The following is an 18,263-nucleotide window of genomic DNA, read 5'->3' as shown; positions in this document are numbered from 1 at the left end:
CCCGGCGAGGGGTGGTTCAGCTTTCGCGCGGAGCGGCGGCGTCGGAAACGATATCGATGCGCCAGCCGGTCAGTTTGGCCGCGAGGCGGGCGTTCTGGCCCTCTTTGCCGATAGCCAGGGAAAGCTGGTAATCGGGGACCACCACGCGGGCCGAACGGGTGGCCTCATCAGTGATAGTGACCGAATTCACCTTCGATGGCGACAGCGCGCTGGCGATGAAGGTGGCCGGATTCTCGCTGAAGTCGACGATGTCGATCTTTTCGTCGTTCAGTTCCGTCATCACGGCCCGCACGCGGGAGCCCATTTCACCGATGCAGGCACCCTTGGCGTTAATGCCCGGGATGTTGGCCTTGACGGCGATCTTGGTGCGGTGGCCGGCTTCCCGGGCCAGCGCAACGATCTCCACGGAGCGGTCGGCGATCTCGGGTACTTCCAGTTCGAAGAGCTTCCGGACGAGCCCCGGGTGGGACCGGGACAGCGTGACGGACGGGCCCTTGGAGCCGCGGTGCACATCGATCACCAGGGCACGCAGGCGGTTGCCGTGGAGGTACTTCTCCCCCGGCACCTGTTCGGGCGGCGGCAGGAGCGCTTCGACGGTTCCCAGGTTGACCTGGACCATGTGCGGGTTGTGGCCCTGTTGGATGGTGCCGGCCACAAGTTCGCCTTCGCGCCCTTTGAATTCACCGAGGACGTTGTCGTCCTCAACATCGCGGAGGCGCTGCAGGATGATCTGCCGCGCAGTGCTGGCGGCGATACGGCCGAAGCCCTCCGGGGTGTGCTCGAACTCGCCGATGGGGGCGCCGTCGTCGTCAATTTCCACGGCCCAGATGGTCACGTGGCCGCTCTTGCGGTCCAGTTCCGCGCGGGCCTTCTCGAAGGCGCCGGGCGACTTGTGGTAGGCCACCAGGAGCGCCTGCTCAATGGTGGGGATCAGGAGGTCCAGCGGGATTTCACGCTCACGCTCCAGAAGTCTCAGTGCGCTCATGTCAATATCCATCAGGCCTCCTCAGAAGGTCCATTGTGTTCAGGTTCCAGACCGTCCTCGGGGAGGTGGCTGAATTCGATCTCGACTTTTCCGTTGCGGATCCTGTCGAAAGGAAGCTTGATGGGATCACCCTGCCGGGGCTTCATTCCCTTTTTGACGGCAATCTCGGGCACGAGGGTCACGCCGGAGGCGTCCACCGCCTGGATGCGGCCAGTGATGTTGTCGCCCTGGAGGACGTTGACCTTCACCATGCGGCCCTTGGCGCGGTGCCAGTGGCGCGGCTCGGTCAGCGGCCGGCCGACGCCGGGCGAGGAGACTTCGAGGTCGTAGGGACGGCCGTCGTCGCCGGGATCATTGTCCAAAACATCCGAGAGCACCTTGGAGATGTCCGCAATGACATCCAGGCTGACTCCGCCGGTCTCCTCCTGGGGCAGGTCCACCACCACGTGGACCACGCGGTGGGACCCGGGGATGATGGCCACATCCTCCAAGTACAGGCGGTTGGCCTGGACCGAGGGTTCAAGGAGCGCCCTGAGCCGTGCAGCTTCCGGATTGTGTGCGGCCTCAGCCTTACCCGTTCCGGTATGGTCTGATGAAGCCGTGGCTTCTGCATTGCTCACGATGCCGGCCGCCTCCCGATAGATGATGTTGTGTGTACTAGCGTAGCTATTTTACCGGTTCATTGGGGCACGGGGATTCCCCTTCGGCGTGACACCATGGTCTGTTGTGAAAGACGACAACCAGGAAAACCGCCCGCGGATGCGCTATTTCCGGTACGCCGTTTTTTCGCTCGCAGCCCTTCTGGTCCTCAGCCTGGGCTTCGTCCTGATCCCGGCTGAACCGCCCGCTCCCGCGGAACCGCCCTTCTCCGAGCAGGCCCGGGCCGCCGCGCTGGAGGAGACACTCGAGCTGCGGTCCGCCGGGATGGACCTGGCCGCTTCCGGCGCCGGCGGAACCGCCGGCAGCCCCGCGGACGGCGGCGTGAACCAGGTTGTGACGTTGCTGACCATCCAGGCCCGGGCGCTGCTGCTGCTGCCGGGGAGCGCTACATCCGGGGAGGCAGCCACGCTGCCGTCCGCAGCCTCGTCCCCAGCGCCAGCGTCACCTACCGCGGATTCCCCATCCCCCAGTGCCACTCCCGTAGTGACAGTTGCGGAATTCGCGGCGGACCTGGCCGCCAGCGGCCGGCAACGCCTCAAGGACGCGGAAACGGCCGACGGCGGCATGGCACGCCTTCTTGCCGGCGCCGGGACGGCGCAACTCCTCGCAGCCGAACGGCTTGGTGCCGCAGGTGCCCCTGACACAGCACCCCTAGGGACAGAACCGCAAGGGACAGAATTTCAGGAGGCCACATCGGCGCCGTCGGCCTGCCCTGCCACGCCCTCCCCTGCCGCCTCCGCCTCCACTTCCCCTCCTGCCGCCGCCGGCCTCGGGGCCGCCCTCGTCGCAGCCGCAGGCGCCGAACTGGAGGCGGTGTACGGTTACCAGGCAGCCCTTACCCGCCTGCCTCCTGAAGCCGCGGGGCCGGCGTCGGAATTCCTGTCGCAGCACCGTGACCTCGCCGGCCAGGCGGAGGAGCACGGGCGGATGCAGTGTGTGACATTGCCGCCCCAGCCGCCGGGATACGTCCTGGACCAGGGGTTCCTCGACGCCCCCGCGGCCGGACTCGCCGGGCTGGAAGCTGACACCTTGCCGTCCTACGGCGATGTTGTGGCCCATGCGGAGGGGGCCACCCGTGCCTGGGCATTGTCCGCCCTGCAGGAAGCAGCCCGGCGCGCGCAGCACTGGGGTGCAAGCCCGAATCCCCTGCCGGGCCTGGTGCTGGACGAAGGCCAACTTCCGCAGCTGCCATAGGTATGGCAAGCGTCCTTCCGGTGACGCGGGGCCGCTGACCCGCCCTGTCATCAGGAGTTTCCCCGACGGTTCCGGCACGGTGCTGGCAGTGCCGGGTGCCTGATGGTTTGCTGGTGGGATGGACACAGCAGCCGACTCCTCATTCCACGCGAATGAGCCCCACCGCAACGACCTGGCCCAGCGCCTGAACTGGCTGCGCGCCGGCGTCCTGGGCGCCAATGACGGGATTGTGTCCGTGGCAGCGATCGTGGTGGGTGTGGCGGGAGCAACTGCCGCTTCGGGCCCCATCCTCGCGGCAGGAGCAGCAGGCCTGGTGGGCGGCGCCGTCTCAATGGCCCTTGGCGAGTACGTTTCGGTGAGCAGCCAAAGCGACAGCCAAAAGGCCCTGATAGACAAGGAACGCCGTGAGCTGGCCGAAGAACCTGACGTGGAACTGGCTGAACTTACAGCGATTTACCAGGCCAAGGGCCTGAGCGAGGAAACGGCCGGGAAGGTGGCGGCGGAACTGACCGCGCACGATGCACTGGCTGCACACCTATCCGCGGAGCTCAACATTGACGAGGACGATATCGTCAGCCCCTGGCATGCCGCTCTTGCCTCGGCCGTGTCCTTCGTGATCGGGGCGGCCCTGCCCATGCTGGCGATCCTGCTTCCGCCACCGGACGTCCGGGTCCCGGTCACCTTCGTCGCGGTGCTCCTGGCCTTGGCTCTGACCGGAGCGTTGGGCGCCTGGATCGGCGGCGGCTCCAGGTTCCGCGCCGCCGTCCGCGTGGTGGCGGGCGGAGCACTTGCCCTCGCCGCCACCTTCAGCATCGGCAACCTGCTGGGGGCCACGGGCGTGGTTTGACGCCGGACCTGCCGTACGGGGCGCACGAATGGACTTAGGCTGGAACTGATGATCCAGCCCGCGGTAGTACCCATCCCTCCGGACCTCACTGCCCGCTACACCCGCAGCAGTGCCGGACGCGCATGGCTCGCTTCCCTGCCGGACCTGATCCAGGGCCGCCTGCAGAGCTGGCAGCTGACACCGGACCTGCGGCCCGGCGCCCTGCCCTGGAACGGCCACGGCGGCATCGTCATCCCGGTGCGGCAGCAGGACGGTACCCCCGCCGCCCTCAAGATCGCCTTTCCGCACGACGAAGCCAGGGTTGAGCGGCACGCCCTGGCCCTGTGGCAGGGCCGGGGCGCGGTAGCGCTGCTCGCCTCCGACGCCGGCACCTGCGCCATGCTCCTGGAAAGGCTCGACGGCGAACGCTCCCTCACGACTGCGCCCATGGAAGACGCCGTGGTGGTCTGGGCCGGCCTGGTCCGGCAGCTCAGCCTCACCCCCGACGACCGGGCGGAGTGGTTCGAGTTCGAGCACATTGCCGCCCGGGCGGAACAGTGGAGCGATGACCTGCCCGCGGACTGGGAACAGCTGGGCCGGCCCTTCCCCCGGTGGCTCCTGGAAGCCGCCCTGGAGGTATGCCAGACCCGCGGAGCGGTGGGACGGCGTTCTTCCCGCGATGCCCTGGTCCATGCGGACCTGCATTACCTCAACGTCCTGGCGCGCCCGGCTGATCCTGCCGGGCATGGGCTTCCGACGGCGGCCGGTTACGCCGCCATCGATCCCCAGCCAATGATCGGGGAACCGGAGTTCGCCGTGGCGCCGCTGCTTTGGAACCGGCTGTCCGATTTGCCGCTGGACAACCCTGCAGCCGGACTGCGCCGGCGCTGCGCCGACTTCAGCTCCGCGGCCGGCCTGGACGCTGACGTGGCCCGGCAGTGGGGCATCGCCCGGGAGGTGGCGAACGCCTTGGCGTACGCAGGCAAACCGGACCATCGAGGCGACCTGGCCCGTTCCCTTTGGGTCGCCAGCACGCTTGCCGGCAGGACCCTAAACGGGCTGCCGTCAGCCCACCGCCTGCCCGAGCCCGGGGAAGCCGTGGGCGCGCACTGAAGCTTGCCTCTCGCTTGATTGAGCAGGCCGGTGACCAACCCGCCACGCGCGAACAGTGCCACGCTCTCAACAGGCCCAACGATCATGCACGCGTTGATCAGCCGCCCCGCACTGCTGCAAGGGCGGAGCCCACGGCAGCAACGGCAGTGGCCACCTCTTCTTCGGCCGTCTGCCAGTTGCTCACGGACACCCGCAGGATGTCCCTGTCCCGCCAGCGGGAGCCGGACATCCACACCCTGCCGTCCTCGATGATGCGCGCCGTCACCGCACGGGTGGTGTCGTCGTCGCCGAACGCCACGCTCACCTGGGTGTACTCGACGTCGTTCAGCACCTCCACGCCGTCCAGCCCCGCCAGCCCCGCCGCGATCTCCGATGCAGCGGCCGCCAGCCCCCGTACCTGGGCTGCCACGCCGTCCCGGCCCAGGCTCTTCAGGGCCGCCCACACCGGCACGCCCCGGGCACGGCGCGACAGCTCCGGGACCTTCTCGAACGGGTCCCCCGGCCCTTCGGCGTCATGAATCAGGTAGCTGGTGTGCAGGCCCATCGCGGACCGGAGGGCGGAGGCGTCCCGCACGATCGCGATTCCGCAGTCGTACGGCACGTTCAGGGTCTTGTGCGCGTCGGTTCCCCACGAATCGGCGTCCTCGTACCCGCGGGTCAGGTGACGCAGTTCCGGTGCAGCCGCAGCCCAGAGGCCGAAAGCGCCGTCGACGTGGACCCAGGCGCCGTGCTCCCGGGCGACCCGGATGGCTTCAGGGAACGGATCAAAAGCGCCGGAATGCAGGTTCCCTGCCTGCAGGCAGACGAGGGCCGGCCCGCTCCCTACGGAAAGCGCGGCTTCCAATGCTGCGGGAACCAGGCGTCCCTGGTCGTCCGCGTCCACCACCACTGGCTTGCCCAGCCCGAGGTACCGGAGGCCGAGGTCCACGGTGTCGTGCCGTTCCCTGCCCACGAAGCATCGGATGCGGGGAGCGCCGGACAGCCCGTCATGGTCCAGGTCCCACCCGGCGTCCGCGAGCAGCCGCCACCGCCCCGCTGCCATCCCGGTGAAGTTGGCCATCGTGGCTCCGGTGACAAATCCGACGTCGCACCCGCCGGGAAGCCCCAACAGTTCCAGCAGCCAAGCGCCGGCACTTTCCTCGATGGCTGCCATGGCGGGGGTGGCGTAACGAAGTCCGGCGTTCTGGTCCCAGGCGCTGACCAGCCAGTCGGAGGCAAGGGCGGCGGGCAGGGTTCCGCCGATCACCCAGCCGAAGAAGCGGCCGGACGGCATGGCCATAAGTCCGGGTTCGGCTGTCCGGGCAAGGAGGTCCACAACGTCCGCTGCGGGCATACCGGAGGTTGGCAACGGCCCGCCGAACGCTCCGGTAAGGTCATGGGCCGGGAGGAGGGGGCCGACGTGGCGGTCCGGAAGGCTTCGAAGCCAGGCCGCGGCATGGCCTGCCGCTGCCGATAAAGCACTGGAGTACTCGTCGTCACCGTGGGGCATATCTGCATGCTACGCCCGCCGGTTCATTGCCACGAGGGCCGGTACTCCCCTGCCCGCTAACCCTTAATGCGCGAAGTTTTCCTGCCATACGTCATAGCCGAGCTTGATGATGAGGGCAGCCACCACCACGAGGAAGACCACCCGGACGAACTTGCTGCCTTGCGCCACCGCAGTCCGGGCACCCAGGTATCCGCCGGCCATATTGGCGGCACCCAGCAGCAGGCCCAGGGCCCACAGGATGGAGCCGTGTGGCAGGAAAAACAGCAGCGCCCCCGCGTTGGTTGCCATATTCACGATCTTGGCCTTGGCGCTGGCCTCCAGGAACGCGTACCCCATCGCCGACACCAGGGCGATCACCAGGAAGGAGCCCGTGCCCGGGCCGATCAGGCCGTCGTAGAAGCCGATCACGGCCCCGATCAGGCAGGCCACGACATAGTGTTTGTGGCCGTCGTGCCGGAGCGCGGTGATGTGCCCGGCGTCCGGTTTCAGCGCCGTGAACAGTGCCACTGCCACGAGCGCGGCGACGATGATGGGTTTGAAGACACTGGACGGCAGGCTGGCGGCCAGGACTGCGCCGCCAAAACTGCCGGCCAGGGCAATAACGGCCATCGGCACCGCCGTCCGCAGGTCCGGTCCCACCCGCCGGTAATACGTGACGGCGCTGGTGGCGGTACCAAAGATGGATCCCATCTTGTTCGTTGCCAGCGCCTGGACGGGCGTGATGCCGGGCACCAGCAGCAGGGCGGGGAGCTGGATCAGCCCGCCCCCGCCCACCACGGCGTCCACCCAGCCGGCAGCGAAACCGGCCACCACGATCAGGACCAGCGTTGTCAGCTGGATGGACTCAAGCCCGGGGAGCACTTCCGGGGTCAGGAGGCGCGGACAGCGTTGACCACGTAGTCAACTGCCTTGTCCACGGCAACGTTCTCGGCTTCGCCGCTGCGCCGGTCCTTGATCTCCACCACACCGTCCACCAGGCCGCGGCCGACGGCGAGGATGGTGGGGACGCCCACGAGCTCGGCGTCGCCGAACTTGACGCCCGGGGAAACCTTGGGCCGGTCGTCAAGCAGGACGTCGAGGCCTGCGGCTTCAAGGTCCGCTGCGAGCTGTTCGGCGGTGGCGAAGATGTCTTCGCCCTTGCCGACGGCCACCACGTGGACGTCCGCGGGCGCCACGGCGCGGGGCCATACCAGGCCCTTGGCGTCATGGTTGGATTCCGCGAGTGCTGCCACGGCGCGGGTGACGCCCACGCCGTAGGAACCCATGGTCACCGTGACCTGTTTGCCGTTCTGGTCCAGGACCTTCAGTTCCAAGGCTTCGGCGTATTTCCGGCCCAGCTGGAAGATGTGGCCCATCTCGATGCCGCGGGCTGTTTCCAGGGGTCCGGAGCCGTCCGGTGCGGGATCGCCTTCGCGGACCTCAGTGCATTCGATGACGCCGTCCCAGGTGAAATCCCGGCCGGCCACGAGCCCGAACACGTGCTTGCCCGCTTCATTGGCACCCGTGATCCAGGCGGTGCCCCTGACGATGCGGGGGTCCACGAGGTAGAGGAGCTTCGTGGCGCTTTCGGCGCCCAGCAGCGGTTCGTCCAGTGTCAGGCCGGGTCCAAGGTAGCCCTTGACGATGAGCGGCTGCTTCTTGAGGTCCTCATCGTTCGCGGCTTCCAGCCCGATCTCCCCGCCGATGGGCAGGAAGGATCCGATGTTCGCCTCGACGCGCTTCAGGTCCACCGCGCGGTCGCCCGGCACCCCGATGACCACGAGCTGGCGTTCGCCGGTGGGCAGGGTAACGGCGAGCACCACGTTCTTGAGCGTGTCCGCCCCGGTCCAGGCGCCGCCGTCGGCCTCCGTGCGCGGTGCGAGCTGGTTGGCTGCGGCCACCAGCGTGTCGATGGTGGGCGTGTCCGGGGTGTCCAGCACCTCTGCGGCGGGAGCGCCGGTGAAGTCGATTTCCGCAGGAGCCACCGTGGTCACGGCTTCAACGTTGGCCGCGTAGCCGCCGGCGGAGCGGACGAAGGTGTCCTCGCCGATGTCGGTGGGGTGCAGGAACTCTTCGCTCCTGGACCCGCCCATGGCGCCGGCCGTAGCAGTGACCGGGATGACCTCCAGGCCGAGGCGCTCGAAAATGCGCAGGTACGCGCCGCGGTGGGCAGCGTAGCTGGCGTCCAGGCCGGCGTCGTCCACGTCGAAGGAGTAGGAGTCCTTCATGATGAACTCGCGGCCGCGCAGCAGGCCTGCCCGGGGACGGGCCTCATCGCGGTACTTGTTCTGGATCTGGTACAGGCTGAGCGGCAGATCCTTGTACGAGGAGTACAGGTCCTTGACCAGCAGCGTGAACATTTCCTCGTGGGTGGGGGCCAGCAGGTAGTCCGCACCCTTGCGGTCCTGGAGGCGGAACAGCCCTTCGCCGTACTCGGTCCAGCGGTTGGTGGCCTCATAGGGTTCACGCGGCAGGAGCGCCGGGAAGTGGACTTCCTGGGCTCCAATGTTGGCCATTTCCTCGCGAATGATGGCCTCGACTTTCCGCAGGACGCTGAGCCCCAGCGGGAGCCAGGTGTAAATCCCGGGGGCAGCACGGCGGATGTAGCCCGCCCGGACCAGGAGCCGGTGGCTGGCCACCTCGGCGTCGACGGGATCTTCACGCAGCGTGCGCAGGAAAAGCTGGGACAGTCTTGTAACCACGGGTGGATATCCGTTTCTGGGGAGGTGCTGGATCAGCAGGGCCGGACAAATTCGTCTGGGTACTAATCTACCGGCACCGGACGCCTGGCCCCGATTCCCCTATAGAGCACCCGCCCTCCTGCGGACACAGTAGAGCCACGCCCGGAAAACAAAGCCCCTGGCCCCCCTCGAGGCTGGTCATCGTATCCGGGCGTGGCTCAACGCCGTTATCGCCTAAGTACTGGTGAGGACTGGTGAGACCGCCCACGCCACTCCAGCGCAGCTAGATCGAACCTAAGTGATAGCGGCCACATATATCAAGTACTTTCCGGTTCAAGGCTGTTGATTACCCGCAAATGCAGGCTTAAATTTATTTCATCAGGTGATGAATTACGGGCCTTCCGGCCCTGGCGCCTGCAAATCAGCGGAGGCTGCCATGTCACGTTCAGCAGTGGAGAACCCAGAGGAAACGGACGACGGCGGGGCGGTGGCGGCCAGCGCCCTGACGGTAGTGCGGGGACACGTTCCCGTCCTCCGCGAGCTGGACTTTGCCATTCCCGCCGGACAAATCACTGGGCTCCTTGGGCCGTCCGGAAGCGGGAAAACCACGCTGATGCGCGCCATCGTTGGAGTGCAGCGCATCACCTCAGGCTCGGTGCGGGTTCTGGGGCAGACTGCCGGCAGCAGGCAGCTGCGGCACCAAGTGGGCTATGTGACGCAGTCGCCAAGTGTCTATCCGGACCTCTCCGTGGAAGGCAACGTGCGCTACTTCGGGGCCATGCACCGTCAAGGGGCGGCCGACGCAGCCGAGGCGATTGCCGCCGTCGGACTTGAAGGCCAGGCGCGGCAGAAGACGGTGGACCTGTCCGGCGGCCAACTCAGCCGGGTGTCCCTGGCCTGCGCCCTGGTGGCCCGTCCGCGCCTGCTGGTGCTGGACGAACCGACGGTGGGACTGGATCCCGTGCTGCGCGCGGATCTCTGGGACCGGTTCCGTGCCATGGCCGCGCAAGGGACAACGCTGCTTGTATCAAGCCACGTCATGGAAGAGGCAAGCCACTGCGAGTCCCTGCTCCTCCTGCGGGAAGGCCGGCTGCTTGCCCAGCTCACACCTGCAGAGCTGAGCCGGCGCGGACACAGTGCCGACCTGGAGAAGGCCTTCCTGCACATCATCCAGGAGGCCGGGAAAGAACCGGGGCCTCCTGCCGGGTTCACAGCCCAGGACAATACAACCAGGGACGGGAGCGTGCGGTAATGGATGTCCTGATGATGCTTGCCACCACCCGCCGGGTGCTGGAGCAGCTGCGGCACGACCACAGGAGCATCGCCATGATCCTGGTGGTTCCGGCCCTGCTGCTCACGGCCGTGTACTTCCTTTACGAGAACGAGACGCTGCCGCCCGGGATGCCGCGCACATTCGACCGCGTGGGACTGATGATGCTCGCCATCTTCCCGTTTGTGGTGATGTTCCTGGTCACGTCCATCACCATGCTGCGTGAGCGGACCTCGGGAACCCTGGAACGGCTGCTCACCACCCCCGTCCATAAAGGGGATCTGCTCTTCGGCTACGCCCTGGCGTTCTCCATCATGGCTGCACTGCAGTCCCTGGTGGCTACCGCTGTGGCCTATTGGATTTTCGATCTTGATATTGCGGGCGCACCTGGCTTCGTGGTCCTGATCGCCGTCATCAACGCCGTCCTGGGGGTGGCCCTGGGCCTGCTGTGCTCAGCGTTTGCCCGGACCGAATTCCAGGCCGTCCAGTTCATGCCGGTGGTGGTGGTGCCGCAAATCCTCCTTTGCGGGCTGTTTGTGGCGCGGGACCGCATGAATGACGTCCTCGAGGCCATCTCGAATGTTCTTCCCCTGACGTTCTCCGTGGACGCCCTGCAGGAGATTGCCGCCAACCCGGAGGCTACTGAGCGGATGTGGCAGGACGCGGCCATCATGGGCGCCATTGTGCTGGGCGTCCTGGTGCTGGCGTCCCTGACGCTGCGAAGGCGGACTGAATGACCGTCCCGGAGGGGAATGGCCGGCCGGAGGGGAATGCCCGGCCCGAGGGTGATGCGTTGCCGGCACGGCGGGGGCGGCGCGGCGGAACAACGGCGTCCCGGGAGCGGATACTGGAAGCCGCCCGGCGCCTGTTCGCCGAACATGGTTTTGAGGGCACCAGCCTGCGGCAGGTGGCCCGTGCGGCGGGGGTGGATCCTGCCATGGTCCATCATTTTTTCAACGGCAAGGACGAGCTCTTCGCCCTGAGTGTGGAACTCCCTGCCGACCCGGAGGAGGTGCTGGCGGGTGTTTCGTCCGCCCGTCCCGAGCAGCGGGCCGAATTGATCGTCGGCGCAGTCCTGCGGCTCTGGGAAAGTCCGGCCCAGCCGAGCCTGGTGGCGTTCCTGCGCGGCACCCTGGGCTCAAAGGCGCGGACGGCGCTCCTCCGCGAACTGGTGACCCGCACTGTGGTCAGCAGGATCATGGCGGGCGTGCCGGGTCCGCCCCAGGACGTTGCGCTGCGTGGAGACCTGGTGGCCACCCAGATGGTGGGACTCATGATGGTCCGCTACGTGGTGAGGCTGGAACCCCTCGCCTCGGCCGCACCCGAGGATGTGGTCCGGCTGGTGGCACCGAACGTACAGCGGTACCTCACGGGCGACCTGGCCCAGGAACGGCTACTTGACCAGCGCGGCAGCTGAATCGAGCAGTGCGCCGGTACGCATAACAGTCTCCGCTTCGCTTCCACCACCGGAGGCCACAGCGGTGAGCACAACGCCCTCCTGGATGGCCTGGGCGGTGATGACGGACTGTACCTGGCCATCAGGCATCTCAGTCTGCGTCCGGTAGGCAACGGTGTCCGGCAGCCCGCCCACGCCGTCCAAAGCCGTGATGGTGACCGGGAGGCTGACGCCCGAAATGGTCACCGTCATGTTCGCGCACTGCTCAAGCTGGGCGGGGCGGCCGGTAACGCCGTCAAGGGTTGCCTCGTCGAGTCCGGACAGCAGGGACAAAGCCATGACGGCGCCGGTACTGGTGTCCGTACTGACGCCCATGGCCGTGGCTGCCCCGTCCATCGCCGGAGCGGTGCTTGACGTTGCGAGTTCCAGGCAGGCCGCAGGTGCCACTTCGAGCGACGACATCATGTCCTTTGACTGCTCCAGTGCGGCGGCCACGTCCGTTTCGGGGAGCACGGTCAGCCTCCGGTCAGCCGAGTCCCGCACCTGCCGCACAATGGCCGCCAGGTCGGCACTGGTAAACGCCTTCAGAACCGGAGTGGGTGTGACACTGGGGGCGGCCGTGGCAGTTGCACTTTCCGCTGCTGAGGCGCCTATCACGGGGGTGTCCGCCGGCCCTGCACAGGCCGGAATGGTCAAGGCGAGCAGGGCTGTGGCCGCGAAGGTTCCCAGCGCAAATGTCTTCAATTTTCCCCCAATTTTTCTGTCTGCCGGTATTCAGCAGCCAGCTAGAAAAGAACTGTAGCGAACGTCCCGACCTGCCGGAAGCCGACCCGCTCGTAGGTGGCACGGGCCCGCAGGTTGAAGCCGTTGACGTAGAGGCTGGTGATGGGCGCGACTTTCCGGGCTTGCTCCACCACGGCGGCCATGTATCCGGCACTCAAGCCCTGGCCCCGATAGAGCGGGTTCATCCACACGCCCTGAACTTGGGTGACCTCGGAGGTGACGGCGCCCAATTCGGCCTTGAACACCACCTCGCGGCCGTTGTTCAGGTGCACCAGGGAATGGCCTTGGCGGATCAGCCCTTCCACCCGCCGGCTGTAGAACTCCCGGCCGCCCAGGAAGGGGGAATACCCCACTTCTTCCTCGAACATGGCGGCGCAGGCGGGAAGGATGCGGTCAAAGTCGGCCAGGCTTCCCAGCTCAAGGCCGGGATTGGGTTTGATCGACGGCGGGTCCTCGATGGTCATCAGGGGCTGCTCGGCACGGACTTCGTGGGCCCGGTGGCCCAGTTCCACCAATTCGGCGTGCAACGCCAGGACCGCCTCCGCCGGGCCAAAGGCTGAAGCGTACCGGCGGCCGGAGGTGTTGGCCACTTCCGCCACCACCCCTGCAAGTTCCGGGTCCAGCTGGACCGGAACCAGGTTGGCCCCTGCCCAGCACGCACCCACGAGGACGCCGTCGTCGAAAACGCCAATGACGCCGGCGCCGCCGCTGGTGGGTGCGGCAGTGCCGGCAGTACGCAGGTGGGCAAGGATAAAGACGTTCGTGACCGGATCCTGCTGCGCCAGCATTCTGAGCGCAGCAGTATCCGTTCCGTCCAGGGTGCGGACGGAAAGTCCCGGAGGGTCGGGAACGTCCTTACGAGACGCTAACCACGGGGCTACCCTTGACAGCATCTTCGCCATCGGCCTCCCCCATCTCTTCCGCGATACGCATGGCCTCTTCGATCAGTGTCTCAACAATCTGACTTTCGGGCACTGTCTTGATGACTTCGCCCTTCACAAAGATCTGGCCCTTGCCGTTGCCGGAAGCAACGCCAAGATCTGCCTCGCGGGCTTCACCGGGTCCGTTCACCACACAGCCCATCACCGCGACGCGCAGCGGGATCTCCATGCCTTCCAGGCCGGCGGTCACCTGTTCTGCCAGGGTGTACACGTCCACCTGGGCCCGGCCGCAGGACGGGCAGGAGACAATCTCCAGCTTCCGCGGGCGCAGGTTAAGGGACTGGAGAATCTGGTTGCCCACCTTGATTTCCTCCACCGGCGGGGCGGAGAGGGAAACCCGGATGGTGTCGCCGATGCCCCGGGACAGGAGCGCGCCGAAGGCCGTGGCCGACTTGATGGTTCCCTGGAACGCCGGTCCGGCTTCGGTCACACCGAGGTGCAGCGGCCAGTCGCCCTTCTCCGCCAGCATCTCGTAGGCGGCCACCATCACCACGGGGTCGTTGTGCTTGACGGAGATCTTGAAGTCATGGAAGCCGTGTTCTTCAAACAAGGACGCTTCCCAGACGGCGGACTCAACCAGCGCCTCGGGGGTGGCTTTGCCGTATTTCTTGAGGATGCCCGGCTCCAGCGACCCTGCGTTCACGCCGATGCGGATGGACGTCCCGTGGTCGCGGGCGGCCGCGGCGATTTCCTTGACCTGGTCATCGAACTTCCGGATATTTCCGGGGTTCACGCGCACAGCGGCGCACCCGGCTTCAATGGCTGCGAAGACGTACTTCGGCTGGAAGTGGATGTCCGCGATGACGGGGATCTGGGACTTTTTGGCAATGATGGGCAGCGCCTCGGCGTCGTCCGCTGAGGGGCACGCGACGCGCACGATGTCACAGCCGGACGCGGTGAGCTCCGCAATCTGCTGCAGCGTGGCGTTGATGTCGGTGGTGGGCGTGGTGGTCATGGACTGCACGCTGATGGGGAAATCGGAACCGACCCCCACAGAACCAACCTTGATCTGGCGGGTCTTGCGGCGGGGGGCGAGGACGGGCGGCGGTGCTGAAGGCATTCCCAGGCTGACCGAGGTCACATGGACTCCTAAATCGAAAGGTGGGTGGCTACGCGGCGAGGCCGGCCAGCATGCCGGTGATGGGAGACCACTCCGTGATGCGGGTTCCGGCAATAACCCCGGCCGCCGCGAAGGGGTCCTGCTTGAGGATCGAGTTCAGGGCGGCCTCGTCTGCGGCCTTGAAGATCAGCAGCGCTCCCGCTCCGTCACCGTAGGGCCCGCTCGCCAGGATGGCACCGTCCTCTGCCAGGCCGGCAGTCCATTCCCGGTGTGCCGGGCGGGCCTCAGTGCGGGCTTCGGTGGAATCGGCGGCATAAACGTACTCAACGGCAAAAACTGTCATACGGCTACCCTATCGCCCTGCCTGCCGTTGCACGCACCTGAACAGTCCAACGGGATTCTTCCCACACCCGCACCGGATTTGTTCCCGGGATTTCGTTTCCCGACGTGTGTCAGCAGGACGTGTGCTTTTGGGACATGGGGCCCTAGGACAGGAACAGGACTTTGACGGCGGCCGCTGTTCCGGCCGCCCAGAGCATGGAGGTCAGGGTTCCAATGATGAAGCGTTCGGCCGCCACCGGCGTTTCCTTCAACTCCGCGAACCTTCCCAGGCCCTTGATGGCCACGATGTAGGCGATGGCCACGGGCTGCCCCGTGAGGATGGCCAGGCAGACCCCGAGCCTTTCCAGGATGCCGATGATTGCCCCGCCGCGCAGGATGCGCTGGGTTGGCGCCGGCGGCTCCGCAGCAGAACCCGCCGACGGCGGCGCGTCAGTGGCAGCGGTCAGCTCATCGTCCACGCTTTGCGTTTCGGCATGAGGGGCATCAACGGTGACGTCCGCGGCGGGATCCTCCGTTGCTTTCCTGGCCTCTTCCGCTGCCTTGGCGGCATCTGCCTTATCGTCGATGGTCCGGGCGAGCCGGAACACCAGGGCCGTTACGGGCCAGCCGGCGAGGCCGGCCACGAGCAGTGCGGCGGTGATCCAAAGCGCGGTCACGTGTCTCCTTCATCCCGGTGCCGGGCTGGCTCTGGCTTGGCTGATTCGGGCCGGGCCGGCTCGCTGCTGGCAATCCGGCTTTGCGCATACTCCAACAGCATGGCTGCTGCCGGCCTGGCTGCCCATTCTTCCGGCCAGCCGGAGCGAAGCACGGCACGGCTCACCGATTGCTCCGTTATTCCAAGCTCCCGGGCCACCTCTTTCTGGCTGCCATGCTTGCCGTCAGCGGACTGCAGGGCACGGAGAGTGTCCACTACCCTCCACTGGGCCTGCGTACGCTGCTGGACCAGGCGTCCGATCAACCGAAGCACCGCCTGGGCATTGGAGCCGGCCATGGCACCTTCCTTGGCTTGGGGCGGGACCTTCCTGCCACCGCCCATGGTGCCTGCCACCACTGACAACGGCACCTGGCCCGCAGCACCCTTAGCCAGTTCCACGGCCTTGCGGGCGGCAACAAAAGCACTTCCGGATCCTTCACGTGGGCTGGCTCCCGGAGCGAGCTGCACCACTCCGATGCCGATTCCTACATACCAGTGCCCGTCCCGGAGTGCATGCAGGGCGATATCCACGACCTCTTCGGGCTGTTCCACCACACCTTGGAGTTCGTCCCCCACCGAGCGTTCAAAGCGGCCGTGCGTGAGGCCCTCCAACGCGGCTATGAGCTCCGGGACCCGGTCGATGTCGGCAGTGCTGCCCCGCTGGTCAATGGTCAGAACGAACATGCCCTAACCGTACGCAGGTGATTCAGCATAATCAATCATATACAGCTGATTATCTGATATCAGCCGAAATAAACTGATATCTCCCAATCACCCACTGGACGCTGAGTAAGTCCCGCCATGTGATGATGCGTACCAAGCAATCCAGCCGCCGGCTGCCGCGAGGAGCAGCGCCCCGGCCGGCTGCGTTGGCAGGCTGCTCCCTGTCGTAACCAACCCGAGGACAACGCCCAGGACATAAAACAGAGCGGCGCCCGCCACCCAGAGCGCCCCTGCCCAGCGTGGCAGAATCCGGGAACGCCACACCGCGATTCCCAGCAGGACCGAACCCACAAATGCCAGCAGCAGTCCCAGCAGGAATGCTCCGGTCATGGACGCCGGAAACTCCAGCTGCATCACGTCCTGGTTTCCTTTGAGGTAGGCCCCTCCAATCGCGGGAGTGGCGAACGTGGAGATAACGGCCGGCACCAGCAGCAAAGCGGTACCGGCCGCAGCGATGGTCATCGAGGGTAATGCCAGGCGTCCTGACCGGCCAGGGGCCAGGAAACAGCCCAAAGCGAAGATCCCGAAGAGGGCCAGGAGGGTACCGGCAAAGGCGCCGAGCAGGTGGCTGAGCTGGTAAGCATCAGAGCTGACAAAGCGGGCCCAGGCAGCCGGGTCCTTCTCCTGGTCAGGCTGAGGCTCCAGCGCACCCCACGCTGTCACCAGCCACGCGACGGGCAACCCCCACAAACCTGCCCTGATCCAGCGGCCGGCATCCGTTGTGTTCACTGCGCCCACCTCTCTCAACCGGGGCCGGCTTGCCTGCCCCTTCATGCATCCCCGTTATCAGCCGAACAGGTTCACCGGCTTCACGATGTCGGCATAGATGAGGAGCGCGCTCATGCCCATCAGCAACGCAGCCACCACATAGGTCACCGGAAGGAGCTTGGCGATATCGAAGGCTCCAGGATCCGGCTTGCCGAACAGCCGGGCCACCCAACGCCGGGCGCCTTCGTAAAGCGCACCCGCCACGTGGCCGCCGTCGAGCGGCAGCAGCGGAACCAGGTTGAAGACCGCCAGCGCAAAGTTCAGCCCTGCCAGCAGCCCGATCAGGGTGGCCACGCGCGACTGGACGGGGACCTCCTCCATGGCCGCCACCTCACCGGCCACCCTCCCGACGCCCACCACGCTGATGGGGCCGTTGGGGTCGCGCGGTTCCTCGCTGAAGGCGGCCTTTGCCACACCAACCACCCGTGCCGGGAGGTTAAAGATCACACCCGCCACCTGCTTGATGTTCTCCCCCGCCATGGGCAGGACGGACGACGCCGGCTGGGGCACCAGTTCCGTCTGCGCGCCAATGCCCAGGAAGCCGACGTCCTGGTACAGGAGGTTGCCGCCGTCGTCCGTCGCCTGCCGGCCGTCCACTCCGATGATGGGCCGGGCAGACAGCACGGGGGTCACGGTGGTGGACACGGGCGAGCCGTCCCGCTCCACGGTGATGGCCACCTCCCGGCCGGCCGAGGCGCGGATCCACTCGGTCAACTGGTCCCAGCTGGTGACGGTCTTCCCGTCGAAGGAAGTGACGGTATCGTTCGGTTTCAGGCCGGCGGCGGCCGCCGGGGTGAGCTGGCAGTCGGCCGAATCCGGGTCCACTGTCTCACCGGCTGCCACCTGGCACTTGGAGACGTCGGAGATGGTGGTGGTGGCCGTGGCGAAGCCGAATCCCATCAGCAGGACGGCCGTCAGGATGACGCCGAGAACCATGTTCATGGCCGGACCGCCCAGCATCACGATGATCTTCTTCCATACCGGGAGCCGGTAGAAAACCCGGTTTTCGTCGCCCGGACCCACTTCCTCGTGCGCCATGGAGCGGGCTTCAGTGGCCAGCGTCTGGAACATCCCGGTGCTGGAGGGACGGACGGTCCCGTCCTCTTTGTTGGGCGGGTACATGCCGATCATGGACACGTAGCCGCCCAGCGGAATGGCCTTCACGCCGTACTCGGTTTCGCCTTTCCGCCTGGACCAGAGACTGGGACCAAAGCCGATCATGTACTTGGTGACCCGGACCTTGAAGAGCTTGGCGGGCAGGAGGTGGCCCACTTCGTGGAGCGCGATGGAGGCCGCGATGCCGATGGCTACAAAAACGACACCGAGGACAAAGAGGAGAACGGGGGTCATGGAGGTGCT

At 66.6% G+C, this 18,263-nt stretch carries 19 protein-coding genes; 6 read left to right on the top strand and 13 right to left on the bottom strand.

All coding sequences use genetic code 11. The annotated features are described in order from the left end of the window. Positions 1–16 precede the first annotated feature (16 nt). Both nusA and rimP read right to left on the bottom strand, forming a co-directional pair. Positions 17–997: a transcription termination factor NusA gene (nusA, locus tag AC3A4Z_RS18295; protein ID WP_498713068.1), complete on the bottom strand. Its 981-nt coding sequence runs from the start codon at positions 995–997 to the stop codon at positions 17–19. Next, positions 997–1,605: a ribosome maturation factor RimP gene (gene rimP, locus AC3A4Z_RS18290; protein ID WP_498713066.1), complete on the bottom strand. Its 609-nt coding sequence runs from the start codon at positions 1,603–1,605 to the stop codon at positions 997–999. The genes nusA and rimP overlap by 1 nt, the downstream gene beginning before the upstream one ends. A 106-nt stretch (positions 1,606–1,711) precedes the next feature. Here rimP and AC3A4Z_RS18285 point away from each other — a divergent pair, with 106 nt between their 5' ends. The 3 genes from AC3A4Z_RS18285 (at position 1,712) to AC3A4Z_RS18275 (ending at position 4,778) form a co-directional block, all read left to right on the top strand. Next, the gene (locus tag AC3A4Z_RS18285; RefSeq protein WP_498713065.1) at positions 1,712–2,839 is read left to right on the top strand and encodes a DUF4439 domain-containing protein; all 1,128 of its coding nucleotides are present in this window, start codon (positions 1,712–1,714) and stop codon (positions 2,837–2,839) included. A gap of 118 nt (positions 2,840–2,957) precedes the next feature. Continuing rightward, complete coding sequence (locus AC3A4Z_RS18280) at positions 2,958–3,686, top strand: VIT1/CCC1 transporter family protein (protein WP_498713063.1); 729 nt, start codon at positions 2,958–2,960, stop codon at positions 3,684–3,686. 48 nt (positions 3,687–3,734) lie between these two features. Continuing rightward, on the top strand, positions 3,735–4,778 hold the full coding sequence (locus AC3A4Z_RS18275; RefSeq protein WP_498713061.1) for an aminoglycoside phosphotransferase family protein: 1,044 nt from the start codon (positions 3,735–3,737) through the stop codon (positions 4,776–4,778). Positions 4,779–4,875: 97 nt separating this feature from the next. On the opposite strand, the gene AC3A4Z_RS18270 is transcribed toward AC3A4Z_RS18275, so the two are convergent. From AC3A4Z_RS18270 to AC3A4Z_RS18260, 3 genes are all read right to left on the bottom strand, one after another. Further along, complete coding sequence (locus AC3A4Z_RS18270; RefSeq protein ID WP_498713059.1) at positions 4,876–6,267, bottom strand: pyridoxal phosphate-dependent decarboxylase family protein; 1,392 nt, start codon at positions 6,265–6,267, stop codon at positions 4,876–4,878. A gap of 63 nt (positions 6,268–6,330) precedes the next feature. Next, positions 6,331–7,128, bottom strand: coding sequence for a TSUP family transporter (locus tag AC3A4Z_RS18265; protein WP_493970524.1), 798 nt, complete (start codon positions 7,126–7,128; stop codon positions 6,331–6,333). Between the two features lie 8 nt (positions 7,129–7,136). Beyond that, complete coding sequence (locus tag AC3A4Z_RS18260; RefSeq protein WP_498713057.1) at positions 7,137–8,948, bottom strand: proline--tRNA ligase; 1,812 nt, start codon at positions 8,946–8,948, stop codon at positions 7,137–7,139. Positions 8,949–9,363: 415 nt separating this feature from the next. Between AC3A4Z_RS18260 and AC3A4Z_RS18255 the strand changes: the two genes are divergently transcribed. The 3 genes from AC3A4Z_RS18255 to AC3A4Z_RS18245 are packed head-to-tail and all read left to right on the top strand — an operon-like array spanning position 9,364 to position 11,614. Then, positions 9,364–10,179 carry an ABC transporter ATP-binding protein gene (locus tag AC3A4Z_RS18255; RefSeq protein ID WP_498713055.1) on the top strand — a complete coding sequence of 272 codons (816 nt, stop codon included), beginning with the start codon at positions 9,364–9,366 and terminating at the stop codon, positions 10,177–10,179. Between the two features lie 11 nt (positions 10,180–10,190). After that, the gene (locus tag AC3A4Z_RS18250) at positions 10,191–10,934 is read left to right on the top strand and encodes an ABC transporter permease (RefSeq protein ID WP_498713106.1); all 744 of its coding nucleotides are present in this window, start codon (positions 10,191–10,193) and stop codon (positions 10,932–10,934) included. Then, entirely contained in the window at positions 10,931–11,614 is a 684-nt protein-coding gene (locus tag AC3A4Z_RS18245; protein WP_498713053.1) for a TetR/AcrR family transcriptional regulator, read from the top strand. Before AC3A4Z_RS18250 ends, AC3A4Z_RS18245 begins: the two co-directional genes overlap by 4 nt. On the opposite strand, the gene AC3A4Z_RS18240 is transcribed toward AC3A4Z_RS18245, so the two are convergent. From AC3A4Z_RS18240 to AC3A4Z_RS18205, 8 genes are all read right to left on the bottom strand, one after another. Then, a complete protein-coding gene (locus AC3A4Z_RS18240) occupies positions 11,591–12,337 on the bottom strand; it encodes a hypothetical protein (RefSeq protein WP_498713050.1) in 747 nt (248 codons plus the stop codon). The two genes, AC3A4Z_RS18245 and AC3A4Z_RS18240, sit on opposite strands and share 24 nt — an antisense overlap. A gap of 41 nt (positions 12,338–12,378) precedes the next feature. Further along, the gene (locus AC3A4Z_RS18235; RefSeq protein ID WP_498713104.1) at positions 12,379–13,269 is read right to left on the bottom strand and encodes a GNAT family N-acetyltransferase; all 891 of its coding nucleotides are present in this window, start codon (positions 13,267–13,269) and stop codon (positions 12,379–12,381) included. Next, positions 13,232–14,398: a flavodoxin-dependent (E)-4-hydroxy-3-methylbut-2-enyl-diphosphate synthase gene (gene ispG / locus AC3A4Z_RS18230; RefSeq protein ID WP_159824720.1), complete on the bottom strand. Its 1,167-nt coding sequence runs from the start codon at positions 14,396–14,398 to the stop codon at positions 13,232–13,234. The genes AC3A4Z_RS18235 and ispG overlap by 38 nt, the downstream gene beginning before the upstream one ends. A gap of 28 nt (positions 14,399–14,426) precedes the next feature. After that, the gene (locus tag AC3A4Z_RS18225) at positions 14,427–14,720 is read right to left on the bottom strand and encodes a YciI family protein (RefSeq protein WP_498713047.1); all 294 of its coding nucleotides are present in this window, start codon (positions 14,718–14,720) and stop codon (positions 14,427–14,429) included. A gap of 142 nt (positions 14,721–14,862) precedes the next feature. Next, positions 14,863–15,375: a hypothetical protein gene (locus AC3A4Z_RS18220; protein WP_498713045.1), complete on the bottom strand. Its 513-nt coding sequence runs from the start codon at positions 15,373–15,375 to the stop codon at positions 14,863–14,865. Next, positions 15,372–16,097, bottom strand: a complete 726-nt coding sequence (locus tag AC3A4Z_RS18215; RefSeq protein ID WP_498713043.1) for a MarR family transcriptional regulator — start codon at positions 16,095–16,097, stop codon at positions 15,372–15,374. The genes AC3A4Z_RS18220 and AC3A4Z_RS18215 overlap by 4 nt, the downstream gene beginning before the upstream one ends. Positions 16,098–16,184: 87 nt before the next feature. After that, positions 16,185–16,865 (bottom strand): DUF4386 family protein, encoded by a 681-nt coding sequence (locus AC3A4Z_RS18210; protein ID WP_498713041.1) that lies wholly within the window; start codon positions 16,863–16,865, stop codon positions 16,185–16,187. Positions 16,866–16,922: 57 nt separating this feature from the next. Then, positions 16,923–18,254 (bottom strand): M50 family metallopeptidase, encoded by a 1,332-nt coding sequence (locus tag AC3A4Z_RS18205; protein ID WP_498713039.1) that lies wholly within the window; start codon positions 18,252–18,254, stop codon positions 16,923–16,925. Between the last annotated feature and the right edge of the window lie 9 nt (positions 18,255–18,263).

The sequence above is a fragment of the Arthrobacter sp. Soil_C_49 genome, from assembly GCF_057656635.1.
Note: the sequence above shows the minus strand (reverse complement) of the source record. Positions and strands in the feature narration are given on the sequence as shown.